Source organism: Mucilaginibacter gossypiicola (assembly GCF_900110105.1).
Taxonomy (GTDB): domain Bacteria; phylum Bacteroidota; class Bacteroidia; order Sphingobacteriales; family Sphingobacteriaceae; genus Mucilaginibacter; species Mucilaginibacter gossypiicola.
The window spans coordinates 163,918-187,078 of record NZ_FOCL01000004.1; the positions used below are offsets into that span (position 1 = coordinate 163,918).

Sequence of the window (23,161 nt, forward strand, 5' to 3'; positions counted from 1 at the left end):
GGCTTATGGCCCGCGTTCCGTTCTTTATAAAAATGGTTTTTAAACTGTTGATGGGTTTCTGATAACGCCCAGTAAAAATGAAATTACGGCAATTACCAATAAAGCATGTATTAAACCTGTTGCCGAATAGGCAAACACACTGATCGCCCATCCTATTATCAGGATAACTGCGATGATATACAATAACGATCTCATAGTTTGATGTATTTAGTTTGTTATGTATATCACTTTAAAAATCATGCCATAAAATCAATCTTTATTGAAAAATATTATCTATAATGACAGTGAGTTAATTTTATAGAAATACTGATTGTGGCATTGCTCTTGCTTTGTATGCTGAATACACCTGCATTATGAAGCCTTTTTTTATAACCGTTGCCAATAGCTTATCACTTATGATTATGCTCGAGAGTGAAGCCCATATTAACGGACACCCGGTTTTAACTTATACGTATAGTATTTACCGGGGCGATACTTCGGCATTGAATAAGCTTAACAATTCGGAGAAGCTTTTGCTGCCAGATAAAAAGAATAATCCAGGTTACCTTGGCTATGTTACTTTTGAACAACCGGGTAAAGTGTTTAACTACATTGCCGATGGCGACAATGAATTATCCTATGATGAGGTAGTGGACGTTATTGAAGAGATTAATCATTTCAGAGATTCGCCGCAGTTGTGGGCGATTTAGCGCAAGAAAAGGGGCGAGACAGCTAAGGAAAATCTTTGCGGCTTCGCCCCTTGACGTTAAAAACATAATGTAATACTGATTACTTTGTTGGCGGTATCAGCTGCATAAAGGTTACAATGCTGCTGGCCTCGTATGATTGAATATCACCGGTTGGGGTACTTACTGCATAATTACGATAGGTAAGATTACGGCTGTCGCGGTTTTTCCAGCCTGTGTTAACGTTGGTTTGGATCCAGCTAAGGTATTGGCTTTGGCCCCCATCGTTGATCAGTTGTACTATATACTGGGCAAAAATGGCTTTTAACACACCCTGCTCATTAAAATCGCCCTCGGCTGGGAGGATGCCGTTGGTGCAAAGGTTGTTTTTTACGTAGTCTGCATATAGTTTGGCATCATTGAGATAAGCTACATCGTTTGTTTGCTTATAAAGCGCCATCGCTGCACCTATAGCTGTGCCTGAATTATAAGTATAATCCTGGCCACCCGGAGGGTTATTGCCGATTTTGTTATCGTTCACTTTGCCCGAGGCATCAACCAAATTAGTTTTCGACCAGGTATAGATAGATTTAGCCTTATCAAGGTATGAGGCATCTTTGGTGATGCTGTACAATTTCATGGCTGCTATAATGGTAGGGAAGTTGATACATGAATTTTTGCCGCTGTGCTGAAAATCCCAGAACATGCCGCCATCTACCGCGTCATATGATCCATTCCAAACCCTGTCGAACCCAGCTTTAGCTTTTTCAAGATAAGTGGCATTGCCTGTAAGCTGGTTAGCGCGTGCCAGGGCAATAACCCACCACATCATATCGTCGTAAATAAACCAAACGGTAGTGTTGTTCCAGTTGTAGCCATCGTAATGATTGTAATTTCCCTGGTATATGTCGGCTATTTTGGTAAGCTGGGCCGGGGCTTTGGTACGTTCATACACATTCATCGCCATATCCCAGTAAATGGCCTGTGTCCAGATAGCGGCTACGCCGTCTTTTTTTGTAGTGCTGAAATATAGTTTGTTGTTTGGATCGTAAAAGGCATTGTTGAAGGCGGTATAAGCAAGGTCGGCATCGGCGCTGCTAAAGCCTGTACTATTATCGGTTGGAGTAGTAGTAGTCGTGTCGGCCTTTGGTGTAGCGGGTGTAACCTCTTTGCCCTTGCTGCAGCTTACTATACTAATAAACAAACTCAGGGCTAAAAAGCAGATTGGTTTTTTCATAATTATAAATGTGGGTTGGAAATTGGCTTGGTTTTGATTGGTAGTGTAATAAGGCTTGTTTAATTATTGGTTAATCAACGTCGGCGGGGCAATTATAGGCTAAAAAGTGTGCGCTAACTAAGGTTTTAACCAACAAAAAATCATTAACCCAATTTTTAACCGCGATTTTAACCGGGGGAGGAGCTTCCCAGCACGTGAGGCCTATTTACTCAGCGTGGTTACTTAGTGAATGAGATGTTGAAACAAGTTCAACATGACGGAGTTTTATCAGAGGGTAGGTAACAATAGCGAACATTGTTCTGCCATAGACAGAATCGCTATAGAAGGCGAAGAAGATCCTTCGTCCCTACCCTTGACATAATAAAAAATGGGGTCATGCTGAGCGTGTCGAAGCATAGTGGAGTGGGCCTCTGCGCACGTCCTTCGACAGGCTCAGGATGACAAGCCCTCCACACCTAATGTCATCTCACCTTCAAAGGCCTTGGATTTTCCCCACTACCCATGACATGTTAAAAAAGGCGTGTTTCCCGTCAGCAGGAAAGCTTCGGGTGAAAACGAACAGAACAATGGTGGCCAGTAGCGAAGGATGGGGCATAGCAAGTTTTTGCAGCAGCGTTGAAAAAGCGCGTGCGAAGCGGGGCAAAATAATTGCAGCCCGTGGTTCTGTCCGTTTTGCAGGGTAATGGCCGGAGCGATGGCCATTGCGAAGGGCAGCGCAAAGAAGCCTCCCTGCTGACTTGATTTTTTGGGTACTTTTGTATCAAGACAAAAGTACCTGGCCCCGCGCGGCCAAGAGCGCGACGATGCGAGTTCAATAACCCCTAAGCACGTTACCTGCCTTTAGGGGATTGCTTCGTTCCTCGCAATGACGTGGTGGAGATGTCATCCCTCCTTCACAGATTTCAATTTTTTCCTACTCAGGATGACAACAAGAAATGATGTTATTTCAACTTCAGCATCCAGAAGATTTAAACACTAATAACCAATTTTTTATTTCGCCATTTTTTACGATAAATTCAATTACCTTATCCTTGCGCAGGTTTACGCCTGGCGGCATGCGTTTTAACTGCCTTTTTCTCTGGTTGCGGTGCCGGGGCTGCCGGGTGATTGGGCTTGTGCCCATGCACCAGTCGCTCATGCATAAAATGGGTGAGCTTGTGATGAAAAGGTACCAGTACCGAGGCCAGGCATACCAGGATCACCAGTTCAAGTACAGGTAAATGGTTACTGATGCGTTGCACAAAAGGATGGATAAACAGGGTAAGAAACTCAAAAGCCAATAAAAGGGCCAATACACTCATGAATTCGATTACCTTTCGATGGGTTCGACTTTTACTTAGCAGCAGTACGATCAGGAAAAATGTGGGTATAAATACAGCGATTCCTACAAGTTGGAGATTAACAATGCGCGCTTCTTCTTCGCGGTGTTTTTCTTCGGCAATTTCTTCCTGCCGGGCGGCTTCGTTAAAGCTTAGGGTTTGGATCTGTTTTATTTTTTCGGCATTAAACATACTGTCTTTTGCAGCGATAGAGGCTTTTAAATATTGCAGTTCGAGATGATCGTTTTTACCCCGGTAAACACTGGTAAGCAGGTTGCTGGCATGAAAGATCCCTTCGGGGTACATGGCGGTTTTTGCAGCGTTAAGGGCCAGCGTTGCATAATAAATACATGAATCAGGTACGCCGGTTTGTTTATAGAGTTCGGCTATGCTGTTATAGCTATCAGCAAGACTGTTTTTGTCGTTTGTTTTGGTGGCATAATTTACACTAACACGGTAGTAATCAAGCGCCAGTGCAGTATGCCCCATTTTATAGTTAATGTCGCCTAAAATGGAGAGCGTATTGGGCATAGTAGCAGTATCTTTCAGGGTTTGCTTTATGGCATAAGCCTGCATCTCATAGTTTAAAGCCGAATCAACCTTATTAAGTTTAATATAACAGTTACCGATATTGGCCAGGATAATACCCAGGCGTGCGGTTTCATGCAATTCTACGGCTACCGCCTTGGCCTTAAAATGATAGGATAAGGCTTTTACGTTATCCAGTTGGTCGGAGTAAACAATGCCTATATCGCTCAGGCTTTTTAAAATGCCAAGGCGGTCGTTAATTTCCTCGCGTATTTTTAACGAGTTGAGTAAAAAAGAAAGGGCCTGGTCATACTTACCATTTTTCCATAAAACTACGCCCAGCCGGTTCATACAATCGGCCTCTCCTTTTTTGAACGAGAATTTACGGGCCAGCTCAAGTCCCTGCTGGGCGTACATGAGTGCGCTGTCGGGCCGGGTAGCCTGCAGTTGTAAGCTGAGCTGCCGTAAAGGTTCAACACCCGCGGTATCATTTTTATGCAGTGCTGCTTGTGCTCTTAATTCGGCTGGTAGTTTTTTTTGAGCGTAGGTATTCGAGGCGATGCCGGTTAAAAGGCATACGCAAACCATTCCCTTTAGTATGTGGTTAAGCATAAAATTATAAAATAAAACAAAGCCCCCTTTTACGGCGGGGGGACAGATATACAGGGTAATGGTACCGGCCGGGTAAAACAGTTACTAACTATCCATCGACGGCTCTTCAGTTGCATCATCAGGCTCGGGCGAAGCCACAAATCCGTCGGCGGCTTCAATTTCCGGCTCAAGGCCTGTGGTTTCACTATCAGCAAATCCCATTGAGGTATTTTTGTCCCTAAAACCCATAGAGGTGTTTTTGTCGAATGCTTTGGTTGATGTGCTCATGGCTTTAATGTTTAAAATCAGTTTGAGTTCAGTTAATTGCTAAGCGAGCAGGTACATAAATATACAGTTATATTTTGTTGATAGTCAAATTTTTACGAATTATGTGAAGCGGATGTGATGCTTTTGGGCCTGTATTTGCTTTTTTAGCAGAATATACACTGATATCGGGCTGAAAAACGGAAAAATCAGCGGGCGGATTGAAGAAATAAGCAGAATGTAATCGGCAGAAAGTTAGGTTATATCTGCGGCCCTATTTTTTATGGAGTAATGCGGTTTGTACATATTGGCCATGATTTTTATGCCAATTGGTTATCTCAGCAGGGGCAACAAACTTAATTTCAAGGCTTTCTATAGATGTTTCGATATTGCCGCTGATGTATTTGCAAAGATAGAGTACAACTACCGAGCTATGCGGCTGTCCGAATTGCCCGGCTGGCACGGCGAAAAATTTAATGATCTCCACAGGTTCAACAACCAGCCGGGCTTCTTCCCAAAATTCACGCTTCATGGCTGTTTCGGGATCTTCGCCAACATCAACCCAACCGCCGGGCAATCCCCATAAAAAATCATCGCTGCGGTGCTCTACAAGCAAGCGGCCCTGCTCATCAAACAAAATGCCGTTAACACCCACTTTGGGTGTTGCGTATCCAAGGTCTTTATTAAACCGTTCTTTTAAAACTTCGGTTTCCAGGCCGGTAAATTCGCTGTACTCCTGCGTGGCTATATCAAGCAATTTTTGATAACGCTCCATATCGAAGGGGTTTTGGGTATACCTGATGCCGGTTTGCGCCAGAGCATAGATGTTTTCAAGCAGGTCGATATAGTTCTTTTTCATACGGTGACCGCAATATAGCTAACAGCTTATATAACCGGGGTAAAGAAATTATAAAATCGTTGTTTTATATTTTGCAGGTGAAAGGGGATTTTGTAATTTTAAACATGGCGGCTTTCTGGCCGATACTCTTTGTCTATCCTTCAGGTATGTACGAGTTCGAATCTCGTTCTGGACACACTTTAATGATATTCCGGGGCTCCTTAAATGTTAATTCCTGCCTCTTGAGAGTTCGAGTCTCTCTTCGGGCTCGTAAAATCCCATTGTATTTAAAATTACTGATCTTTTTTTGTACTAAACAATTTACCGATAGTTCTATTGATCTTTCCAATGAAGTTAGGTTGAGGTTTCACGGAGTCGAAAAAGCTTGGACTAAATTTTATATCCTTGTTTTCGTTTAATAACTTTCTTGCAAATCCAATAGGATCAAAGCTTTTTGAAGGCTTGACAAGATCATTGAAAGCAATTTTGATCTGTTCGATAGTCATACTCAATTGGCCAGTATTAATATTAGCAAGTGCTAAGGCTCCAATGTAACCAAAGTCGCCCATCTTAAAATTATATCCATCCCACTTTCCTTGACACTGTTCCCTCAGGCCAAATTCGCTGTTGTCAATTATTATCGTTTTATGAACTGTATCTATTATTAAGGTTGCAAACACTTTGTCTTCTTCTTCTTCTTTTGGCAGTGGATACTCTTTTTTATTTAATAAAATATCTACAACAGCCTCTCCAAAGTTTAATATACCAGCTAAAGAGACATTTCCTAATTGAGTTATATGTGTTGCAATTGGTGTTTTTATAATTATTATGGTGTTACCAAATTCACTGACCTTATCATTAATAATCTCATCTGCAGTATTTATTGATAATGGAAATTGTTCTTGTTGTGAAATATAATCGATATTTAAAATCTCTTCGAAATCATACATTTTGTTGTAAACTAAATTTACCGACCAATTTTTCCATTTACCCTGGACCTTCTTTAAGTAAAAGTTACTTGCTGATGTTGTGCCGAATTCTAAACTCCAAAAATAGAGTGTCTTTTTATCGATATTGATAATTACACATCCTTCTATCCAAACTTCGTTCAGTAATACAGTCACCACCTTACATGATCTTACAAAATTTATAAACCGTTTCTCTCCAAGATAAAGATCAGAGGTTATACAATTAGCTCTCCAATGGTTATAATAAATAGTTTGCAGGGAGTTTTCAATAAGTATATAATTTGCTCTTTGACCCATTTATGATTAGTGCAGTTTATATAAAGCTACAATTTTCTTGTAATCCTTTATAAAAGATTACATCATTTTTCAGTCGCATTTGTCCTACGATTTGTCGCATGCACACCGCAGATATTATCGTTCTGTTATGGAGATTTGTATCATCACAAAAGCACTAATTCAATAGTAAATTAAAATCCTATGAGAAAGATAATCGTTTTAACATTCATGACATTAGACGGTGTAATGCAGGCACCCGGTGGCCCGGAAGAGGATCAATCAGGCGCTTTTAAATATGGTGGCTGGTCGGCGCCTTTTACCGATGAAGTTTCGGGTAAGATCATGCAAAAACAAATGGAAGCTACAGATATCCTGTTAGGCCGGAAAACATTCGATATTTTTGAGGATTATTGGCCTAAGCATGCAGATTATTGGCCAGGTATTAATGATGTAACCAAATACGTGCTGTCCAACACAAAAGATAAATCAGATTGGAATAACACCCGGTTTCTAACAAGTGTAGCCGATATTGAAAAGCTTAGAAATTCCGAAGGTGGCGATATCAAAGTTTGGGGTAGTGGTGAACTTGTTCAACTGCTGCTGAAGCACGACCTGGTAGACGAACTCTGGCTTAAAATTTATCCGGTGCTACTTGGTAAAGGGAAAACCATATTCAGTCAGGATACTATACCCATGGCATTAGAGTTAACAGAAAGCACCGTTACACCAAGCGGAGTGATTTTTGTTAATTACAAACGGGGCGGAGAGGTCAAGACAGGTACTATTGGAGCTTAAAAGTATGATCGGTTTTTCTTGTGGTTTAATTCTGAGTAAAATAGTTTTCTTCAATGTTCAAGCGAAGTATTCGAAACTGATATATGGTAATTATTTCTTTTGGTGGTAAACGATCTTTATTGAGATGGCTAATCCGTCGAAGAAGCAGCGAGGAATGTTATTTTATTGGTCCTCGAATCATATATTGTCCAGCAAAAAGTGCCCCACCATTCTTTTCCATCATCAAAATAATTTGTCCAATTATCTGACCATGATGTTATTTGTAGAAATTGGGCATCAGAAATTGAATCAATATGTAAAATTTTACTTAGGTAAGATTTTATGATTGCAGAGTATGCGTCATTTTCACTTTCCTGATAATCTTTACTTGCAAATTCGGCTCGTTTTTCGATTCTTAGCCCGTGTGGTGTATTTATCAATGCTTTAGTAAAACCGTCCTTAACAATGTGATAGATGGCCTTATTTTTACTATCATAAGAAAATAGCGCTATTTTACTTGTTTTAAAATCGAATCCATCACCGAGAAAGCTCTTGAAATTTATCTTTTCTCCAACGGGTTCTATTTCTGGAAAAATTTTAAACTTAAAATAATCGTCGATGTTCAAATCAGGGGTACGCAATTTAAATTGGAGTTCAAATCTTTCTGCTAAAACCCCAATTCCCATTTTTACGGCCTCTTTTGAAACTGCATAAACATCCGTTGGCAACTCTTCAAGATCAAATATAACAGTCTCTAATACCGCTACTAAGCTCTCAAGATAATTAAGGAACTCTTGTTGATCCTTGGTATAATCTGTTTCTACTAATTTCACTGATGTTTGATGTTTTTTAATCTAATCTTCTTTAAATTCTTTCAGGCAATACTAATCTCCAAAAAGGATCCGGGTCATTTCGGTATAGTTGTTCAGGAAGTGTTTGGTAACCATGTAGTGTTCCGTTTCTTCGTAGCGTACTTGTTTGATGCCCGAATCGTCCAACTGGTAAATGGTGGCTCCAGGATAGGCTAATAAAATAGGGGAGTGCGTGGCAATAATAAATTGCGAATTTTCATTCACAAGCGTATTGATTAACGACAATGCCGCCATTTGCCTGTTGGGCGACAGTGCGGCCTCGGGCTCATCAAATATATAAAGTCCGTTGCCTGTAAGCCTGTTGGTTAGCGTAGCCATGAACGATTCGCCATGCGAGCATTCATGAAGCGACCTAACTCCATATTGCCTTTCAAAGGTGTCGCGGTCTTTTTCACTTTCGTAGGCATTTTCCATATAGGTAGCCAGGTTATAATAACTTTCGGCGCGCAGAAAGAAATAATCGTTTGGCTTTTTAAAGCTTTTAATGCTTGTTAAATAATTGAAAAGCCGCGACGAATTATTATGCGTTTGAAATTGCGCATTTTTTGAGCCACCCTCGGTACTAAAACCCATATGCAAAGCAATAGCCTCAATCAGCGTCGATTTGCCCGAACCGTTCTCACCAATGATAAAGGTAACATCGGGGTGGAACTTTAATGACGACAAGCCCCTGATGGAAGGAATGTGAAACGGATAGGCATCAAAGGATGGTACCATCTCTCGTTTTATCTGGATCTCTTTGAGGAAAGGTTTGGCTTGCATGGTAGGGTAAAGATAGGGGTTTGTTGTATGTAGATACAGTTTACATCTATATTAATCCGCAGTTGGAGACTACGGATAGCTGGTTTAATGGAGTTTTAAGATTGCAGCCTGTTAGCCCCAGACCTTTTTGTGAAGATAATATGTAAATTTGGTAATTAAACCTTTACACTCAATGGGGAATATTAAAGAAGCACACGACTTTTGGCAAACGATATCAAAAATTAAAGTTGTAAAATGGGCTTTAATTTTTCTTTTAATACTTGTCGTGATTTTTTTTTCAATAGCGGTTATTAAATCTTTCACTGGGAAAAAAGTCAAGATTTTTGGACGCGAATTGTATAGTGAAGAAACGTTGGAGAAGCGCGATACGGTGATTAAAATGAAAACTCCACAAAAATATGATACGCTAAAAATGGCCATTAAGAATAGTTCATCACAACAGACTAATAAAAAAACAAAGCATTTAACAAGTATTAATCCGGCTAATTCATCCCAGTCCAGCGGACAAATAAATCAAAACTCAGGTATAAATTCAGGAAGTATTGGAGGTAAGAATAATCTTAATGCAGCCCCCGGTTCGCAATTTAATGCGCCTGTTCACGTTGGCGACACTTATAACGAGATAAAAATAAAAGAAGAAGATTTAAAAAATATGCTCAATTTTATGCGAAATAAAGTAGATCAAGAGTCTGCCCAAAAAAAGTTTAATATTCATACTTTAAACAATAGCGATGCAGCCAATAATGCTATACAAATAATTGAATATTTAGAAGCAAACGGTTTTAAATCTATTGAAAGATCCAGTGATATAGGACGTTACGGTAACGGTATTTTTATTGAATATAAAGCTCCTGTTTTTGAGATAACAGTTGGCCATTATGTAGCGCAAAACTAAGCAGCCTGTAACATCCCTTTCCTGCTCCCGCAAGCGTCGCTTGTGGCCTATATGCCAAGTGAGCAAGATGTGCTTTTCAAGCGAATAGCCTAAACGCGGGCCACAAGCGAGGACGCTTGCGGCAGCGTCTAAATTAAAACAAACTCTCCCTTTAGGGGGCCGGGGACTTAATCCTCCGGCTTTTCCTTTGCATCCGCCATCCTTACAATTCTCGGCTGAAAACTTGCCAATACATCAACCAAATCATGCTGGGCGGCCATTACGGCATGGATGTCTTTATACACCATCGGCGCTTCGTCAAGGTCACTTCCCATCAGGGTAATGCGTTTATCTACCAGATTAGCGGCAACTGCTTTTGGATCCACGGTTTTAAAAGCTGCGCTTCGGCTCATTAAACGGCCTGCACCATGCGAGGCTGAGTTGATAGATGCTGCATCGCCTTTACCGCGGACTACAAAGCCCGGTGTACTCATGCTCCCAGGAATAATACCCAATACGCCTTCACCTGCAGGAGTGGCACCTTTTCGGTGCACCATTACTTCGGTACCATCGGCCAATTGCTCTTTCCAGGCAAAGTTGTGATGGTTCTCGATCATCATTACCGGTTTAAGGTTGAGGGCACGGGCAATCTTGTTGTGGATTTCGTGGTGATTGGCGCTGGCGTAATCGCCGGCCAGGTTCATGGCAATCCAGTATTCCTGGCCTTCGTCGTTATCTAAATTTAACCATGCCAAATGTTTGGCTTCCTGCGGAAGTTTGGTTTTGCTCATGGCTATTTTTGAGTAATGATCGGCAATGCTACCCCCAAATCCGCGTGAACCCGAATGTGACAACAAAGCCAGGTAACTACCCGCCGGGATGCCTTCAAGCGCACCTTCGGTAACGGTAAGCTCTCCCCATTCAACAAAATGGTTACCGGTACCTGATGTTCCCAATTGAGCATAGGCTTTATCTTTCAGGTTCCGGATCGCTTTGGTTTCGCTCCAGGTAGGGCGGTCGAACAGCGAGGTATCAAAATGCGTTTTGGTGACCCCGCCAATGCCAAAGTTGGTATGATCAAGCAAAAGCCCTTTAAGCATGTCGGTTTCGGTATCAACCACACCGGCAGGTAAATCAAAAATACTCAAACACATTCGGCAGGCAATATCCACCCCAACCGCAAAAGGGATGATGGTATTGGCAGTTGTAGCCAGTACGCCGCCGATAGGCAGGCCGTAACCCTGATGCGCGTCGGGCATTAAAGCACCTGCAACGGCTATAGGTAATTTAATCGCCGTCTTCATCTGTGCAAGCGCACCTACCTCAATATGCTCAAGACCATAAACCGGGAAATCGGCAATCTCCTGTTTCAGGGCAAAGGTAGTTCGCGGTTGTTTCAGGAATTTCCCTTCTTTACGCAAATCGATCACCGCTTCGGCCAGGTTTTTAAACTTACCGCCTTTTTTAAGGGCGTAGGGCATTGGGTCGTCAATAAGGGCTTCCAAATTAGCCAGGATCTGTTCCTTATCCATTACGCCATGTTTTAACAGGCCATTGGCCACACGGCTAAAGTTCTCTAATATTTTTACGTCGTTAATACCTAATGCGGTAAGTTCGTTGTTGCTTATTTTTATCTTTTCCATAGCGCTTCTTAACCTCCGCCAATTGGCGGAGGGGTTTCTTGATTAGCTGCTTTTATTATTTAATGATACAAAGTAAAATTGCAACTGCGCAATGTATTTGCGTAGTGAAAAATAATTTTATAATATTATAAAAAAATGGATATTAATTGCTCCGTCATTGCGAAGTACGAAGCAATCCCCAATAGGCAGAGCCGCTATGCAGGCGTGTCTGTACAGTTCGCGATTGCTTCGTACCTCGCAATGACGGGTGATAAACATCCGAAATCAAAATATGCCTGTAAACCGCAACGCCCTTATCCGTTACCGAACCATTGACAGCTGCTTGCAAAACCGCCGCAAACAATGGACACTTGACCACCTGATTGAAGCCTGCTCCGAAGCTTTGTACGAGTACCAGGGAATAGACAGTGGAGTTAGCCGCCGTACCGTACAGGCCGATATTGAAATGATGCGCAGTAATAAGCTGGGTTACGAAGCGCCCATTGTAGTGATCGATAAAAAGTATTATACCTATTCGGATAAGAATTACAGTATCAATAATATTCCCCTCAACAATCAGGATATGCAGGTGCTCAGCGAAGTGGCCGGGCTGCTTGGTCAGTTTAAAGGCCTCGGTCATTTTGCCGATCTCAACGAAATGGTAACCAAACTCGAAGACAAGATCTACAGCCAGAAAACACATAGCGTACCAGTAGTAGATTTTGAAAAAAATGATAACCTAAAGGGTTTGGAGTGGATAGAGATCATCCGCAAGGCTATTGTGGCTAAAAATACGCTGAGTATTACCTATCAATCATTTAAGGCAAGAGAGGCCAGTACATTTTGTTTCAGCGCTTATTTATTAAAAGAATATCGTAACCGCTGGTTTGTGCTGGGAGTAAAGAATTTAGGGACTAAACAATTGCTTACACTGGCGCTCGACAGGATCCAGACTGTTGAAGTACACGCTGATAAGTATATTGAAAATACGCAGGTTAACCTCGCTACGTATTACAATGATGTGTTGGGCGTAACTAAGTCGGCAGGGCAGCGTGATGTTGAGGTGACTTTTTGGATAGATGATAAAAATGCACCTTACGTTATCACTAAGCCCTTGCATCACACGCAAAAGATACTGAAGGTTACCGTAGACGGGACAATATTCAGCATAAAAGTGGTCATGAATTTTGAGCTGGAACGCGAGCTGCTTGGCTTCGGGCCAAAGTTAAAAGTGCTTGGGCCGCGGATATTGGTTAAGCAAATGAAAGACCTGTACCGGAAATCATTGGAGCACTATACTGGTGATAGCCCGATTCCGCATGGAAAGAATTTGAGCAGTTTGTTGAATTCATGATATAAAATTTATTTTAGTGCTATTATGATAAGCGAAAAGGAAACGACTGCCTTAAGTAAATTTTTAAGCCTTGTATTGCGTCATCAGCCCGAAACAATTGATATCAAACTTGATGAACAAGGCTGGGTAACAGTTGATGAGCTGCTACGAAAAGCACAGGCACATGGTAAAAATATAACCCCGGACGTACTGAACCATATAGTTGAAACTAATACAAAAAAACGTTTCGCGTTTGATGATACCGGGAAGAAAATCCGCGCCAGCCAGGGGCATTCTGTTGATGTTGAGTTAGGATATGAACCACAAATGCCACCGGATGTATTGTATCATGGAACCGGGAGCCAGTCGGTTGATGCAATTTTACAATCCGGACTTGAAAAGCGGAGCCGGCAGCATGTGCATCTGAGCAGCGATCTTGATACAGCAGTTAAAGTTGGCCAACGTCATGGCAAACCTGTTATATTAACCGTTGCGGCAGGGGCGATGCATCTGCAAGGTCACAGATTCTATCTGTCTGCGAACAACGTGTGGCTTACTGATTTTGTACCGGCAGGTTTTATCGGAAGACATTCCTCTTAATCTCAAGATAAATCCGAAATCGAACATCCGAATTCCGAAATCAAGAAATTGACTTTTGTACCCGATAAGTCGAAACTTTATTTTTGAAAACGCTTGCAGCTTATGTACCAAACCCGTTACATTTAGGAAATTATAAACTGAAATGCCAAAACACATCCTGATTATTTACGTATTGGTTGCCTGCTGTATCATGGGCATTATGATTAACGCATTTGTAAAATGTTGGTTAAGTAAAAGAGCCGAGCAAAGGCGGATGCTGAAATCCGTTAACCGTTCCTAAAGTTTTATCGTTAACATAGCAGGTCTTGTAATCAAAGCGGGGCCTGCTGCAAAACACTACCCGGTTTTGGCTATCCTTCAGTGATGTTTACAAGACTTATCACCCTAACCCCGAAAATATCTGCAATTAATATCAGCCGTTCAAGCGTTAAGGCTGTATAACCAAGCTCAAGTTTACTGTACGTATTTTGAGAAATATGAAGCCTTGCTGCCATATACTCCTGCGAGTAATTTCTGTTTTCCCGTAGCTTTCTGATATTATTTGTTATTAGTTTAAGCTTATCCTTAAGCTCTGCATAGGGTATGTTTGCTTTTTTCATTATATTTCATAATAATATAAATTATATCAAATTACGAAATTTTTATCAAATTGGATTTTGTTAAATTCTGAAAATGAAAATGATGGATAGGCTGTTTTTTAGTAGTTTAGTTCGAAAAACCTTTCACAATGATCAAACGAATTTTAATACCTGTGCTGCTATGTGCAGCGCTGATAAATAATGCGACAAAAGTGCGGGCGCAGGTATTTAAAGTCGAGTCGTTTGATGGTACACGCGGCGAGATCAAAGTAAAGCCAATCGACTCCCACGGGATTTTGAAAATACTGTACCTGAAGAATGTGATAAATGTGAGCGATGTTAACTACATAAAATCCGCAAAGCGGTTAAACAAGCATTTTATAAAGGTTGTTTATGCTGTACGCGCAGGTGTTGGCATGGAGCTATTACATACTTTGATTTTAAGTATCGATACCAAAAAGTTGTACCAATCAATGCATATCACATCGTTTTTTGAAGAGAATTTTATTGATTTCAGCAAACCGGTTGATACTGCCAATATGGTTGATGTGCATAGCATTTACAATGTGAGTTTAGCTTTTTTTGATAGCCGGCATCAGGGCGGTAAAGTGAAAATTAAGATCCATGACGAACGGTCATCAAAACATAATACAGGAGACGATTTTAAAAGAGATACAGCTCTTGTTTTAAATTTTGATGTTAACCGGCACATCTTTTATGATTCGCTAAAAAGCATATCGCAAAACTTTACGGTTTATAATGCTAAAACCAATAACGAAAGCAAGAAATACATAAGCGGGACATATCCTTCTATGCACTTTAGCCAAAATGTATATTACTACATAAAAGGTGAATGGTATGAGAGGGACATTTATGGTAACTTATCAGGATTTACCTATAGGTAGGTAAAGTGTATATTGACGTTATAAACGAGGCGTAGAAAATCGCATAGCCAGCCCATAAAGTATTGATAATGGCGCTGATATCAGTAAATAACGTAAAACCCGTATTTCGAAAGCGTATAAACACTATGTTAACCGGGGATTTTTATCCTCAATTTTATCTTCTCCAATTAAAGTAAACTTACCGTAACATCAATTTGTGGTTTTCTTAACCGATGCGAAGGCTTGTTGCGGAATAACTGTGCGAACTAATCAACATCAAATTATATAAACCTTAAATTACAACCTATGTCTTTTTTATCAAACCTTTGGGACCATGTAAAATCCCTGTTCCACAACGCTTCGGGCGCTGTTCATGAAATTATCACCGTGGCCGACAAAGTTGCCAACACAATTAAAAATCTCGAAGCAAGTCAGGCCGGGCAATTTCTGGAAACTACGCTCGAAACCCTGGTGCCCGCATCGGCAGTAATTGTGAATGGTATTAAATTATGGCTGCCTAAAGTGGTTACCGATTTGAATTGGGCTGTACAGGAAGATGGCAAAACCGACGAGCAAAAAATAGCCGATGCTGTGGGCTATTTAGCAAAGCTTAAAGGTGCCAATCCTGATGCATACGCCAGCCAGCTAAACACCCTGAATGCCCTCATTCAGAAATGGATGTCGGATCAGCAGGGTGCCGGGCTTAATATTCAGCAGGCCCTTACTATAAGCCAGGTAAACCACAATCCCGACCTGGTTTCGGCGTAATAAGGATGTTGTAAAACTTACGAAGTTTTTCAAACTTCGTAAGTTTTCACCTTTCACCTACTCTGATTTTTTGATAATCTCTCTTACGATGTTATCAAGCTCAAGGGCCGAGATGTTGATGAAGCTTACCAGCTCGGCAGCATCAGGGTTGTGGTTAAGGTGGTCGCCCAGCAGGTTGGTAAGGCCCATGACGCGGGCAACGGGAGCGCGTACAATATGTGCCTGGGTCCAGGCAATTTCCTTTAGCTGTATATTTTGCTTTTCAACTGCACTTACATGATCTTTTAATTGGGTAACATCCCGCTCAATCGAAATCCAATGCGTTGTTTTACCGGTATTATCTTTAACCGGCGATACTGATTTACTGCTCCAGTAGCGTTCGCCGTTCTTTTTATAATTAATAACTTCAACTTCAAAAGGGCCGTTTTGCTCAAAGGTATCAATCATTTCACCTGTATCAGGCAGTTGGTTGTTAGCACCCCACAAAATATTGGTAAATGTATCTGTAACTTCCCATTGGCTGTACCCTGTTATATATGTAAAAGCCTCATTTACATATACAATTTTTCGCTGGTGCATGTTGTCGGGCTCAGCCTCAACTATTACTACAGCATCCGTAGCGTATCGCAATGCCGATTCGGTAAGTCTGAGCCATTGTTCTTCCTCTTTTTGACGGGTAATGTCCTGCATGGCTCCAATAACTTTTACAGGTACGCCCGTAGTGGGATCCCTTACAATAAAGGCCCGGTCAAGTACATGTTTGTATTTGCCATCGGCACATAAAAAGCGATAGCTTAACTGAAGGAGGGTATCGCCTTTTTTTAAGGCCTGGTTTATTTGTTCGTTAATTAACCCGAGATCCGCAGCATGGAGTTTGGTTTTAAGCCATTTATTTACGTTTTTAACCTCATTTAACGGATGCCCAAATATTTCGCGCATACCGTAGTTGTATGAAATGGAATCATGGGCTATGTCCCAATCCCAAATAGTATCGGTTGTAGCGCGGGCGACTGTTTCATACCGGTTATTGCTTTGTTGCAGGCCATTAAACAACATGGGGAGCAGTATAGCCATTACAGCACACAAAATCACCAGATTTACGGATACGGCTATCCATGACCCCAATGTATATTGCAAGCCGATGCCGCTTCTTAATAAATGAAAATGAACGCAAATTCCTACCGAAATACAAACAGCAGTATTAACATAAACGGTAAAAAAGGCGTGTTCGCCATGAAAAATCAGCAGGCAGAACAAGGTAATGGCTAACAGGTAAACCAGGCCGGGGCCAAACCAGCCAAGGTAATAGAGCAAGCCAATTGCCAGTGTATACAGTAGCCCGATAAACCACCCTTTACGAACATTTATGCTTAACCCGGGTAATAGGGCAGATGCAGCTATGCTGATAACTATAAATATGTCGAAAAATGCAAGCTGGTACAGATTACTTACAATACTCATGTAAACGCCAGGCACCAATGCAAAAAGGAACAACGGGAACAAATACAGCATCATGGTAGCAAACAGCCTGTTGCTCCAATAAGGAAGACCATGTAATTGAGCTGAAGTTCCAGAGCAATTTTTAATAATGGTAGTTTTGTAGGCTTGCCAGATCTTCATCAGTTTTTTGTTACTCCCTCCATATTTACCATGCTGGCATCTGGTTGCTGATTTGGGCGCGCAAAGTACAATTCAGGAATAATGTATTGCAAAAAACAAGGCATAGGATGTAGTACCGTCGGTTGTCTAAAATACTAAATAAACATATAGGTTGTACGGACTGCCGGGGCATTATGTAACAATGTGATGTAATGTTTAATTAAGTTTTTGCTATGAATGTTCATAATGAGATATTTAAGTATTGAATTGTTTCTTTTTTTTCCTGCTTACCCGACATTTAATGCTCTTTTTAATCGTGTAAAATTATGAAAAGGATACTCATATTAGCTTTTATTCTTATAGGTGGTGTTTTTATCACGGACGCATCGGCTCAGCAAGCCGGTAACAAGCTTCCCCGTTTACTCATCAGACTGGACGATATAGGGATGAACCACTCGGTAAATATGGCTATGCTTAAAGCTGCACAAACGGGTATGCCGCTTTCTGCTTCGGTACAGTTTGCATGCCCGTGGTATCAGGAAGCCGTTGAAATATTGAAGCAGTATCCTAATGTTACAGTAGGCGTTCATCTCACTTTAACATCCGAATGGAAAAATTATCGCTGGGGGCCGGTAGCCGGTCGTACCGCTGTTCCGAGCCTGGTTGATTCAAACGGATATTTTCCGCAATCAACCCGGGCATTTGCCAAAAGCGGGTATAAGCTGAGTGAAATTGAAACCGAATTATCGGCGCAGATTGAAAGGGCGCAGGAATCGGGGTTAAAAATAACTTACATTGATCCGCATATGGGCATTATGTTATCTACACCAGAGTTACGGGCGCTAACCGAAAAACTGGCCCGTAAATACAAACTGGCCATATCAACCCTAAGCAGCGTAACTTATTTTGGCGAGACCTATAAAGAAATGTGGGGCGAACCCATCGCTACAAAAAAGAAAGCGTTTTTGGCGTATGTCAACAATCTGAATCCCGATAAACCTAACTTGATGGTACTGCATACCGCTACCCCAAATCCCGAAATGGATGTACTGGTTGATATGAACAGTAACATGATGAATTCAAAAGATGGTAAACCGCTTACCAGCGTGCACCGCTAAACAGAACTTAACGCCCTGTTGTCGCCGGAATTTGCAGCGATGATTGGCAAAAAGTTTCAACTCATTAATTATCAGCAATTACTTGCAGGTACCGACATTAGCGTACTTAAACCTTTAGATAATAAATAAAATGGCTATTTTTTTGATGTAGCAATTATAACTATACCGCCAATAACAAATAGGCCGCCAAGGTAGGGGGGCCAGTTAATGGTTTTTTCCCTTTCGGCCGATACCTGTATGGGGCCGGCATCAATGATCTTTTCTTTTTTTGTATAAGTAAAACCTGTCCAGATGAGCATGGCTGCACCTATCACAATCAATAAAATTCCTATAGTTTTATTCATGGCCTAATGATTTGGTTATTTAGAGGAATAACTTTTGCAGGCTATTTGTTTTCAATTGTCATTAGGGCGGGACATAAAGTTTTTTTGCGTTCAACTTTTCTTTAGATTAGATGCCTGAATCCGGGGCGGTGTACTATTGTCCTGGGTTTTTACTAACATTCTGAAAATTAATTACCGTAGATGCAAGATGATCTGATACTGGAAACCATATCGGTTACCAAAAACTTTTTTGGAGATAAATCTTCGGGGGTTAATAACGTTACTATCTTTATTCCGAAAGGAAAGGTTACGGCCATTGTTGGTGAAAGCGGCAGCGGGAAAACAACATTGCTAAATCTATTATACGGTACGCTGGAGCCCGACCATGGCGAAGTGTTTTTTAAGGGAGAGCAGGTATTAAGCAGGCAAAAGGGTTTACAACATGCGCACAAGGTAATGCGAATGGTGCCCCAGCACGATACAGATCTTGACCCGCGTATCTCCGTATGGGACACCATTTTCGAAGGTTTGCCGGCCGAAGATCAAAGTCAGGCTATACACCGGGTTACCGAAGCATTAAACCTTTTAAATATCTACCCGCTAAGGGAAATGCCTTTTGGCAAACTTAGCGGAGGTGAAAAACAGCGGGTAACAATTGCTAAAGCGCTGATAAGCCGTCCCGAAGTTTTATTGCTTGATGAACCCTTTAACCAGGTAGACGCCACTTATCGCGAAGGTTTACAGCACGACATCAGGTATATTGTAAAGGAGTGGAAAGTAACCGTTGTATTGGTATCCCATGATCCTGCCGAAATCCTTTCTATGGCCGATGAATTGATTGTACTTAAAGAAGGCGAAATAGTAGAAAATGGCAGTCCCGAACAATTATATCATTCACCTAAATTGATGTACACGGCGCAAATACTGGCCAGTTGTACGCGGCTAACATCCGCCCAGGCAAAAAATTGCGGCATAAAAAGTAAGCGCAGCGTTATAATAGTTTATGCAGAGCACATTAAAATAAGCAGTATTGGCAATAAGTGGCTGGTGAAAATGGTATTGTTCAAAGGTTTTTTTGAGGAACTTATTGTGGAAAAAGACGGTTTAACCCTACGTGCGCTCAATTACGACAGGCGTAAATATCCGGTTGGCAGTAAGGTAGGCATTAGCATCGGTAAATATTTTGAGTTTGGGAAGTGGGAGAGTTGATTAGTATTTTTATCTCTTTGGGATTTTTAATAAAAATGTCATTGAGGAGGAACGACAAAGTAATCGCACGGAAGCTAAGCCGCTCTGTATAGTATGCGATTGCCACTCTATCGCTCGCAATGACATGGTTTTTACTTTTTTTCGTTCCAGTAATTGTCGTCACTTCGCTACCGCTAATTCTCCTGTTTTCGCTTTCCTGTATTTTGATAGATTAATGAGCAACACGCTGCTCAATATCACAACCAGGCCCACAACTTGTATTAACGTTACACGCTCTCCCGCAAAAATCACTCCAAGCAAAACAGCTATTACCGGGTTAACATAGGCATAGGTGCCAACCTGGGTTGCAGGCCTCACCTGCAAAAGCCAAACATAGGCGCTAAATGCAGCTATCGAACCAAACACGATTAGATATCCTAAGGCATACCAGCTGTGTAATGGAATAGCGTTCCATTGAACTTTGCCCATCTCGTTGTTTAAGAAGCTTGAAGGCAGGAAAAACATTCCGGCGGCAAGCATTTGCCATGCTGTATTAACCGATACCGAACCTTTAGTATTATAGTGTTTTGAATATAATGAACCCGAAGCCCAGCCCAGCGTGCCAAATAAAAGCAATAACATTCCGGGTAACTTTGATGCCCCTGCCGATGACCCCAATACATCTGCAATCTGATCTCGGAATAATAGTATCACGCCTATAAAGCCAATAACGAGCCCTGCAATAGTGCTTTTACTTTTAAAGTTGGTGCCCCAGTTTGGTTTATCAAGCAGCACAAACCATATTGGCGGCGAGGTTACCATGATAGCCACCATGGCACTTGGCAAGGTTTGTTCGGCCCATATTACGGCACCGTTACCTATTACCAGCAACAGGAAACCACTTACTGCCGCATGTACTATGTTTTGTTTCACAAAAATCTTTTCACCCTTAATCGCGCACCACACCATCAGCAGCAAACCGGCCGTAAAAAAACGCAGTGCTCCTAATAGCAGCGGCGGAAAGCCTGCTACCGCCATTTTTATGAAAAAGTAGGTAGAGCCCCATACAATGTAAACGGTAGCAAATGCAATAACAACTAATAAAGGCGAAGCTGGTTTTGTGGTTGTGGGTGTCATGGTGTATTTATTTTTCGGGTATAACCAATTGTTGCTGTTCTTTTTTGGTTTCGAGCACTATGGTGGTACGGGTGCTCAAAATATGGGGTATCTTACTGAAATGAGTACGCATTAAATTCATGAGTGACGCCGAATCATAGGTGCGTACTTTTATTAAATAACAATCGTCGCCGGCTATATGGTGCACTTCCTGCACTTCGGGTATTTTGGCCAGCTCGCTTGATGTGGCATCGCTTCCGGGGCCATCGGCAGCCTTCATAAAAATAAAGGCGAGCATCTTTTGCTGCAGGGCCGCTGGATTGATACGGGTGGTATATTGTTGGATCACATTTTTTTGTTCCAGCTTTTTTACACGCTCCAGTATGCCTGAAGGCGCCATGCCAAGTTCACGGGCAAGGTCGGCATTGGAGATACGGGCATTTTCCTGCATCAATCTCAGAATCTGCAGGTCGGTTTTATCTAAAATAATTTCCGGTTCGTTGATCATACAGTAATATTCGGTATAAATTGAATAAAATTCAAGTATTTTAAATTAAAATGAATTTAATTCGACAAATCTATATTTATAGTGTTTAAACATCATTTTGTAAGTTTGGTTGTTCCGTCAAATAAATAGCGCTATAGCTGTTTGAAACGGGTTTTTAGTATCGGGTGAAAATTTTTGAAAAAAAATTAAAATGTTTTTAAATCACAATCGTCTTTATCTTTAAAAGGAAAAGAAATTGACAACAGCGATAATGCCCCAGGACAAAAACAGCCACATCATACAAACAATTGCGTCGTATGGTAAAAGCCTGTTGGGATTTATTCGCCGGAGGGTAAAAAACGACGCCGATGCCGAGGATATACTCCAGGATGTTTGGTACCAGTTTAGCGCTGTTATTAATTCTGAACCGATTGAACAAACCAGCGCCTGGCTATACCGGGTGGCCCGGAACAAAATAACTGACAAGCATAAAAAAAAGACGGAAACCCTGCTTGATGATATGCTGGCCGACGATGAGGATTATGACGATGAGGCACCGGACTTTAAAGCCATACTCCTTACCGAAGCTACCACTCCCGAAACTGAGTATTTGCGCAACCTTTTTTGGGAGCAGTTATTTTTTGCGCTGGATGAATTGCCCGAAGAACAAAAACAGGTATTTGTTTGGCATGAGCTTGAAGATATCCCCTTTGAAGAAATTGCCAAACGTACCGGGCTAAATACCAATACACTGGTGTCAAGAAAGCGTTATGCCGTATTGCATTTACGTAAACGGCTTGCACAGCTTTACCAGGAAATTACTGAATATTAAAAATTAAGACATTATATAACATGAAACCATTTTTTTATAAAAGGCGATTTTTCTTCATCCCTCTTGGGGTGATTGCCTGCCTGGCTGTCATTAGCTTTATAGTGATGCAGCTATGGAACAACTTATTACCCGATATTTTACATGTAACAACTATTACTTACTGGCAGGCCATGGGCATATTTATTTTATGCAAGATATTATTTGGCTTTGGCAAAGGTGGTCCCAAAGGCGGCGGGGGAGCCCCCTGGATGCGTGGGCGCATGGCCGAACGTTTCAGGAACATGAGCCCAGAAGACCGGGACAAATTCCGCGCCCAGTGGGAAGACCGCATGTGTGGGTGGAAAGGCCGCGGACATGGCAGGTTTGCCCGTGACTGGGACGATTTTAACTCTACTGTAAACGAAGAGAAGAAAGCTGAATAGAAAGGCATTAACAATCAGGATATCAGCTTTAAGCTTTGTGCATTCTGCTTTCAGCATTTAATTAATATTTATCTACCTCAAAATAACATTACAATGGATGTATTGGTATTTGCAACAAGTGTACGGCAGAGACGGCAGGTGAGCCGGGTGCAAAATTTATTTACCAAAATACCTGCCATAGCCCAGTGGAACTTTGACCTTGAAGATTGCGATAATATTTTACGTGTAGAGGTCAGGGACATTTCACCCCGTGATATTGAATCGTTGCTTCAAAAAGCCGGCATCCATTGCCAGGAACTTGAATATTAAATAAAGTACAAGAA

Annotated in this window: 26 protein-coding genes; 12 read left to right on the forward strand and 14 right to left on the reverse strand. The window is 41.5% G+C overall.

All coding sequences use genetic code 11. The annotated features are described in order from the left end of the window. Positions 1-39: 39 nt before the first annotated feature. Positions 40-195, reverse strand: a complete 156-nt coding sequence (locus BMX50_RS34275; RefSeq protein ID WP_112573716.1) for a lmo0937 family membrane protein — start codon at positions 193-195, stop codon at positions 40-42. Between the two features lie 158 nt (positions 196-353). Between BMX50_RS34275 and BMX50_RS14370 the strand changes: the two genes are divergently transcribed. Further along, positions 354-689, forward strand: a complete 336-nt coding sequence (locus BMX50_RS14370) for a hypothetical protein (RefSeq protein ID WP_091211236.1) — start codon at positions 354-356, stop codon at positions 687-689. Between the two features lie 79 nt (positions 690-768). Here the strand turns inward: BMX50_RS14370 and BMX50_RS14375 are convergent, their stop codons facing one another. The 5 genes from BMX50_RS14375 to BMX50_RS14395 all read right to left on the reverse strand — a co-directional run bounded on the left by BMX50_RS14375 (position 769) and on the right by BMX50_RS14395 (position 6,707). After that, positions 769-1,902 carry a glycoside hydrolase family 76 protein gene (locus BMX50_RS14375; protein ID WP_091211237.1) on the reverse strand — a complete coding sequence of 378 codons (1,134 nt, stop codon included), beginning with the start codon at positions 1,900-1,902 and terminating at the stop codon, positions 769-771. Positions 1,903-2,927: 1,025 nt separating this feature from the next. After that, a complete protein-coding gene (locus tag BMX50_RS14380) occupies positions 2,928-4,361 on the reverse strand; it encodes a tetratricopeptide repeat protein (protein ID WP_091211238.1) in 1,434 nt (477 codons plus the stop codon). Between the two features lie 84 nt (positions 4,362-4,445). After that, entirely contained in the window at positions 4,446-4,628 is a 183-nt protein-coding gene (locus tag BMX50_RS14385; protein WP_091211239.1) for a hypothetical protein, read from the reverse strand. 250 nt (positions 4,629-4,878) lie between these two features. After that, positions 4,879-5,463 (reverse strand): NUDIX hydrolase N-terminal domain-containing protein, encoded by a 585-nt coding sequence (locus BMX50_RS14390; RefSeq protein ID WP_091211240.1) that lies wholly within the window; start codon positions 5,461-5,463, stop codon positions 4,879-4,881. 272 nt (positions 5,464-5,735) lie between these two features. After that, entirely contained in the window at positions 5,736-6,707 is a 972-nt protein-coding gene (locus tag BMX50_RS14395) for a hypothetical protein (protein WP_091211241.1), read from the reverse strand. Between the two features lie 180 nt (positions 6,708-6,887). On the opposite strand from BMX50_RS14395, the gene BMX50_RS14400 reads away from it, so the two are divergent. Then, entirely contained in the window at positions 6,888-7,481 is a 594-nt protein-coding gene (locus BMX50_RS14400) for a dihydrofolate reductase family protein (RefSeq protein ID WP_091211242.1), read from the forward strand. A gap of 128 nt (positions 7,482-7,609) precedes the next feature. On the opposite strand, the gene BMX50_RS14405 is transcribed toward BMX50_RS14400, so the two are convergent. Beyond that, positions 7,610-8,293 carry a hypothetical protein gene (locus tag BMX50_RS14405; RefSeq protein ID WP_091211243.1) on the reverse strand — a complete coding sequence of 228 codons (684 nt, stop codon included), beginning with the start codon at positions 8,291-8,293 and terminating at the stop codon, positions 7,610-7,612. 51 nt (positions 8,294-8,344) lie between these two features. Further along, positions 8,345-9,094: an AAA family ATPase gene (locus tag BMX50_RS14410; RefSeq protein WP_091211244.1), complete on the reverse strand. Its 750-nt coding sequence runs from the start codon at positions 9,092-9,094 to the stop codon at positions 8,345-8,347. 172 nt (positions 9,095-9,266) lie between these two features. Here BMX50_RS14410 and BMX50_RS14415 point away from each other — a divergent pair, with 172 nt between their 5' ends. Then, entirely contained in the window at positions 9,267-9,989 is a 723-nt protein-coding gene (locus BMX50_RS14415) for a hypothetical protein (RefSeq protein ID WP_091211245.1), read from the forward strand. 167 nt (positions 9,990-10,156) lie between these two features. Here the strand turns inward: BMX50_RS14415 and BMX50_RS14420 are convergent, their stop codons facing one another. Beyond that, positions 10,157-11,611, reverse strand: a complete 1,455-nt coding sequence (locus BMX50_RS14420; RefSeq protein ID WP_091211246.1) for an RtcB family protein — start codon at positions 11,609-11,611, stop codon at positions 10,157-10,159. Positions 11,612-11,882: 271 nt separating this feature from the next. Here BMX50_RS14420 and BMX50_RS14425 point away from each other — a divergent pair, with 271 nt between their 5' ends. Then, the gene (locus tag BMX50_RS14425) at positions 11,883-12,944 is read left to right on the forward strand and encodes a helix-turn-helix transcriptional regulator (RefSeq protein ID WP_091211834.1); all 1,062 of its coding nucleotides are present in this window, start codon (positions 11,883-11,885) and stop codon (positions 12,942-12,944) included. A gap of 24 nt (positions 12,945-12,968) precedes the next feature. Continuing rightward, positions 12,969-13,523: an RNA 2'-phosphotransferase gene (locus BMX50_RS14430; protein WP_091211247.1), complete on the forward strand. Its 555-nt coding sequence runs from the start codon at positions 12,969-12,971 to the stop codon at positions 13,521-13,523. A 350-nt stretch (positions 13,524-13,873) separates the two neighbouring features. Here BMX50_RS14430 and BMX50_RS14435 read toward each other — a convergent pair whose 3' ends face one another. After that, entirely contained in the window at positions 13,874-14,122 is a 249-nt protein-coding gene (locus BMX50_RS14435; RefSeq protein WP_091211248.1) for a helix-turn-helix domain-containing protein, read from the reverse strand. A gap of 128 nt (positions 14,123-14,250) precedes the next feature. Here BMX50_RS14435 and BMX50_RS14440 point away from each other — a divergent pair, with 128 nt between their 5' ends. Both BMX50_RS14440 and BMX50_RS14445 read left to right on the forward strand, forming a co-directional pair. Next, positions 14,251-15,006 (forward strand): hypothetical protein, encoded by a 756-nt coding sequence (locus BMX50_RS14440; protein ID WP_091211249.1) that lies wholly within the window; start codon positions 14,251-14,253, stop codon positions 15,004-15,006. A gap of 285 nt (positions 15,007-15,291) precedes the next feature. Continuing rightward, positions 15,292-15,753 carry a hypothetical protein gene (locus BMX50_RS14445; protein ID WP_091211250.1) on the forward strand — a complete coding sequence of 154 codons (462 nt, stop codon included), beginning with the start codon at positions 15,292-15,294 and terminating at the stop codon, positions 15,751-15,753. Between the two features lie 57 nt (positions 15,754-15,810). On the opposite strand, the gene BMX50_RS14450 is transcribed toward BMX50_RS14445, so the two are convergent. Continuing rightward, complete coding sequence (locus tag BMX50_RS14450; RefSeq protein ID WP_091211251.1) at positions 15,811-17,373, reverse strand: PAS domain-containing protein; 1,563 nt, start codon at positions 17,371-17,373, stop codon at positions 15,811-15,813. A gap of 305 nt (positions 17,374-17,678) precedes the next feature. Here BMX50_RS14450 and BMX50_RS14455 point away from each other — a divergent pair, with 305 nt between their 5' ends. Then, entirely contained in the window at positions 17,679-18,470 is a 792-nt protein-coding gene (locus BMX50_RS14455) for a ChbG/HpnK family deacetylase (protein WP_091211252.1), read from the forward strand. A 134-nt stretch (positions 18,471-18,604) separates the two neighbouring features. Here BMX50_RS14455 and BMX50_RS14460 read toward each other — a convergent pair whose 3' ends face one another. Beyond that, entirely contained in the window at positions 18,605-18,814 is a 210-nt protein-coding gene (locus BMX50_RS14460; RefSeq protein WP_091211253.1) for a hypothetical protein, read from the reverse strand. 180 nt (positions 18,815-18,994) lie between these two features. On the opposite strand from BMX50_RS14460, the gene BMX50_RS14465 reads away from it, so the two are divergent. After that, the gene (locus BMX50_RS14465) at positions 18,995-20,002 is read left to right on the forward strand and encodes an ABC transporter ATP-binding protein (protein ID WP_091211254.1); all 1,008 of its coding nucleotides are present in this window, start codon (positions 18,995-18,997) and stop codon (positions 20,000-20,002) included. Between the two features lie 159 nt (positions 20,003-20,161). Here BMX50_RS14465 and BMX50_RS14470 read toward each other — a convergent pair whose 3' ends face one another. Together BMX50_RS14470 and BMX50_RS14475 are read right to left on the reverse strand one after the other, a co-directional pair. Further along, the gene (locus tag BMX50_RS14470) at positions 20,162-21,118 is read right to left on the reverse strand and encodes an EamA family transporter (protein ID WP_091211255.1); all 957 of its coding nucleotides are present in this window, start codon (positions 21,116-21,118) and stop codon (positions 20,162-20,164) included. 7 nt (positions 21,119-21,125) lie between these two features. Continuing rightward, positions 21,126-21,605: an Lrp/AsnC family transcriptional regulator gene (locus tag BMX50_RS14475; protein ID WP_091211256.1), complete on the reverse strand. Its 480-nt coding sequence runs from the start codon at positions 21,603-21,605 to the stop codon at positions 21,126-21,128. A 235-nt stretch (positions 21,606-21,840) separates the two neighbouring features. Here BMX50_RS14475 and BMX50_RS14480 point away from each other — a divergent pair, with 235 nt between their 5' ends. The 3 genes from BMX50_RS14480 (at position 21,841) to BMX50_RS14490 (ending at position 23,147) form a co-directional block, all read left to right on the forward strand. Beyond that, positions 21,841-22,416, forward strand: a complete 576-nt coding sequence (locus BMX50_RS14480) for an RNA polymerase sigma factor (protein ID WP_223818252.1) — start codon at positions 21,841-21,843, stop codon at positions 22,414-22,416. A gap of 20 nt (positions 22,417-22,436) precedes the next feature. After that, positions 22,437-22,838: a hypothetical protein gene (locus tag BMX50_RS14485; RefSeq protein WP_208864713.1), complete on the forward strand. Its 402-nt coding sequence runs from the start codon at positions 22,437-22,439 to the stop codon at positions 22,836-22,838. Between the two features lie 93 nt (positions 22,839-22,931). Then, a complete protein-coding gene (locus BMX50_RS14490) occupies positions 22,932-23,147 on the forward strand; it encodes a hypothetical protein (protein WP_091211258.1) in 216 nt (71 codons plus the stop codon). The last annotated feature ends 14 nt before the right edge of the window (positions 23,148-23,161 follow it).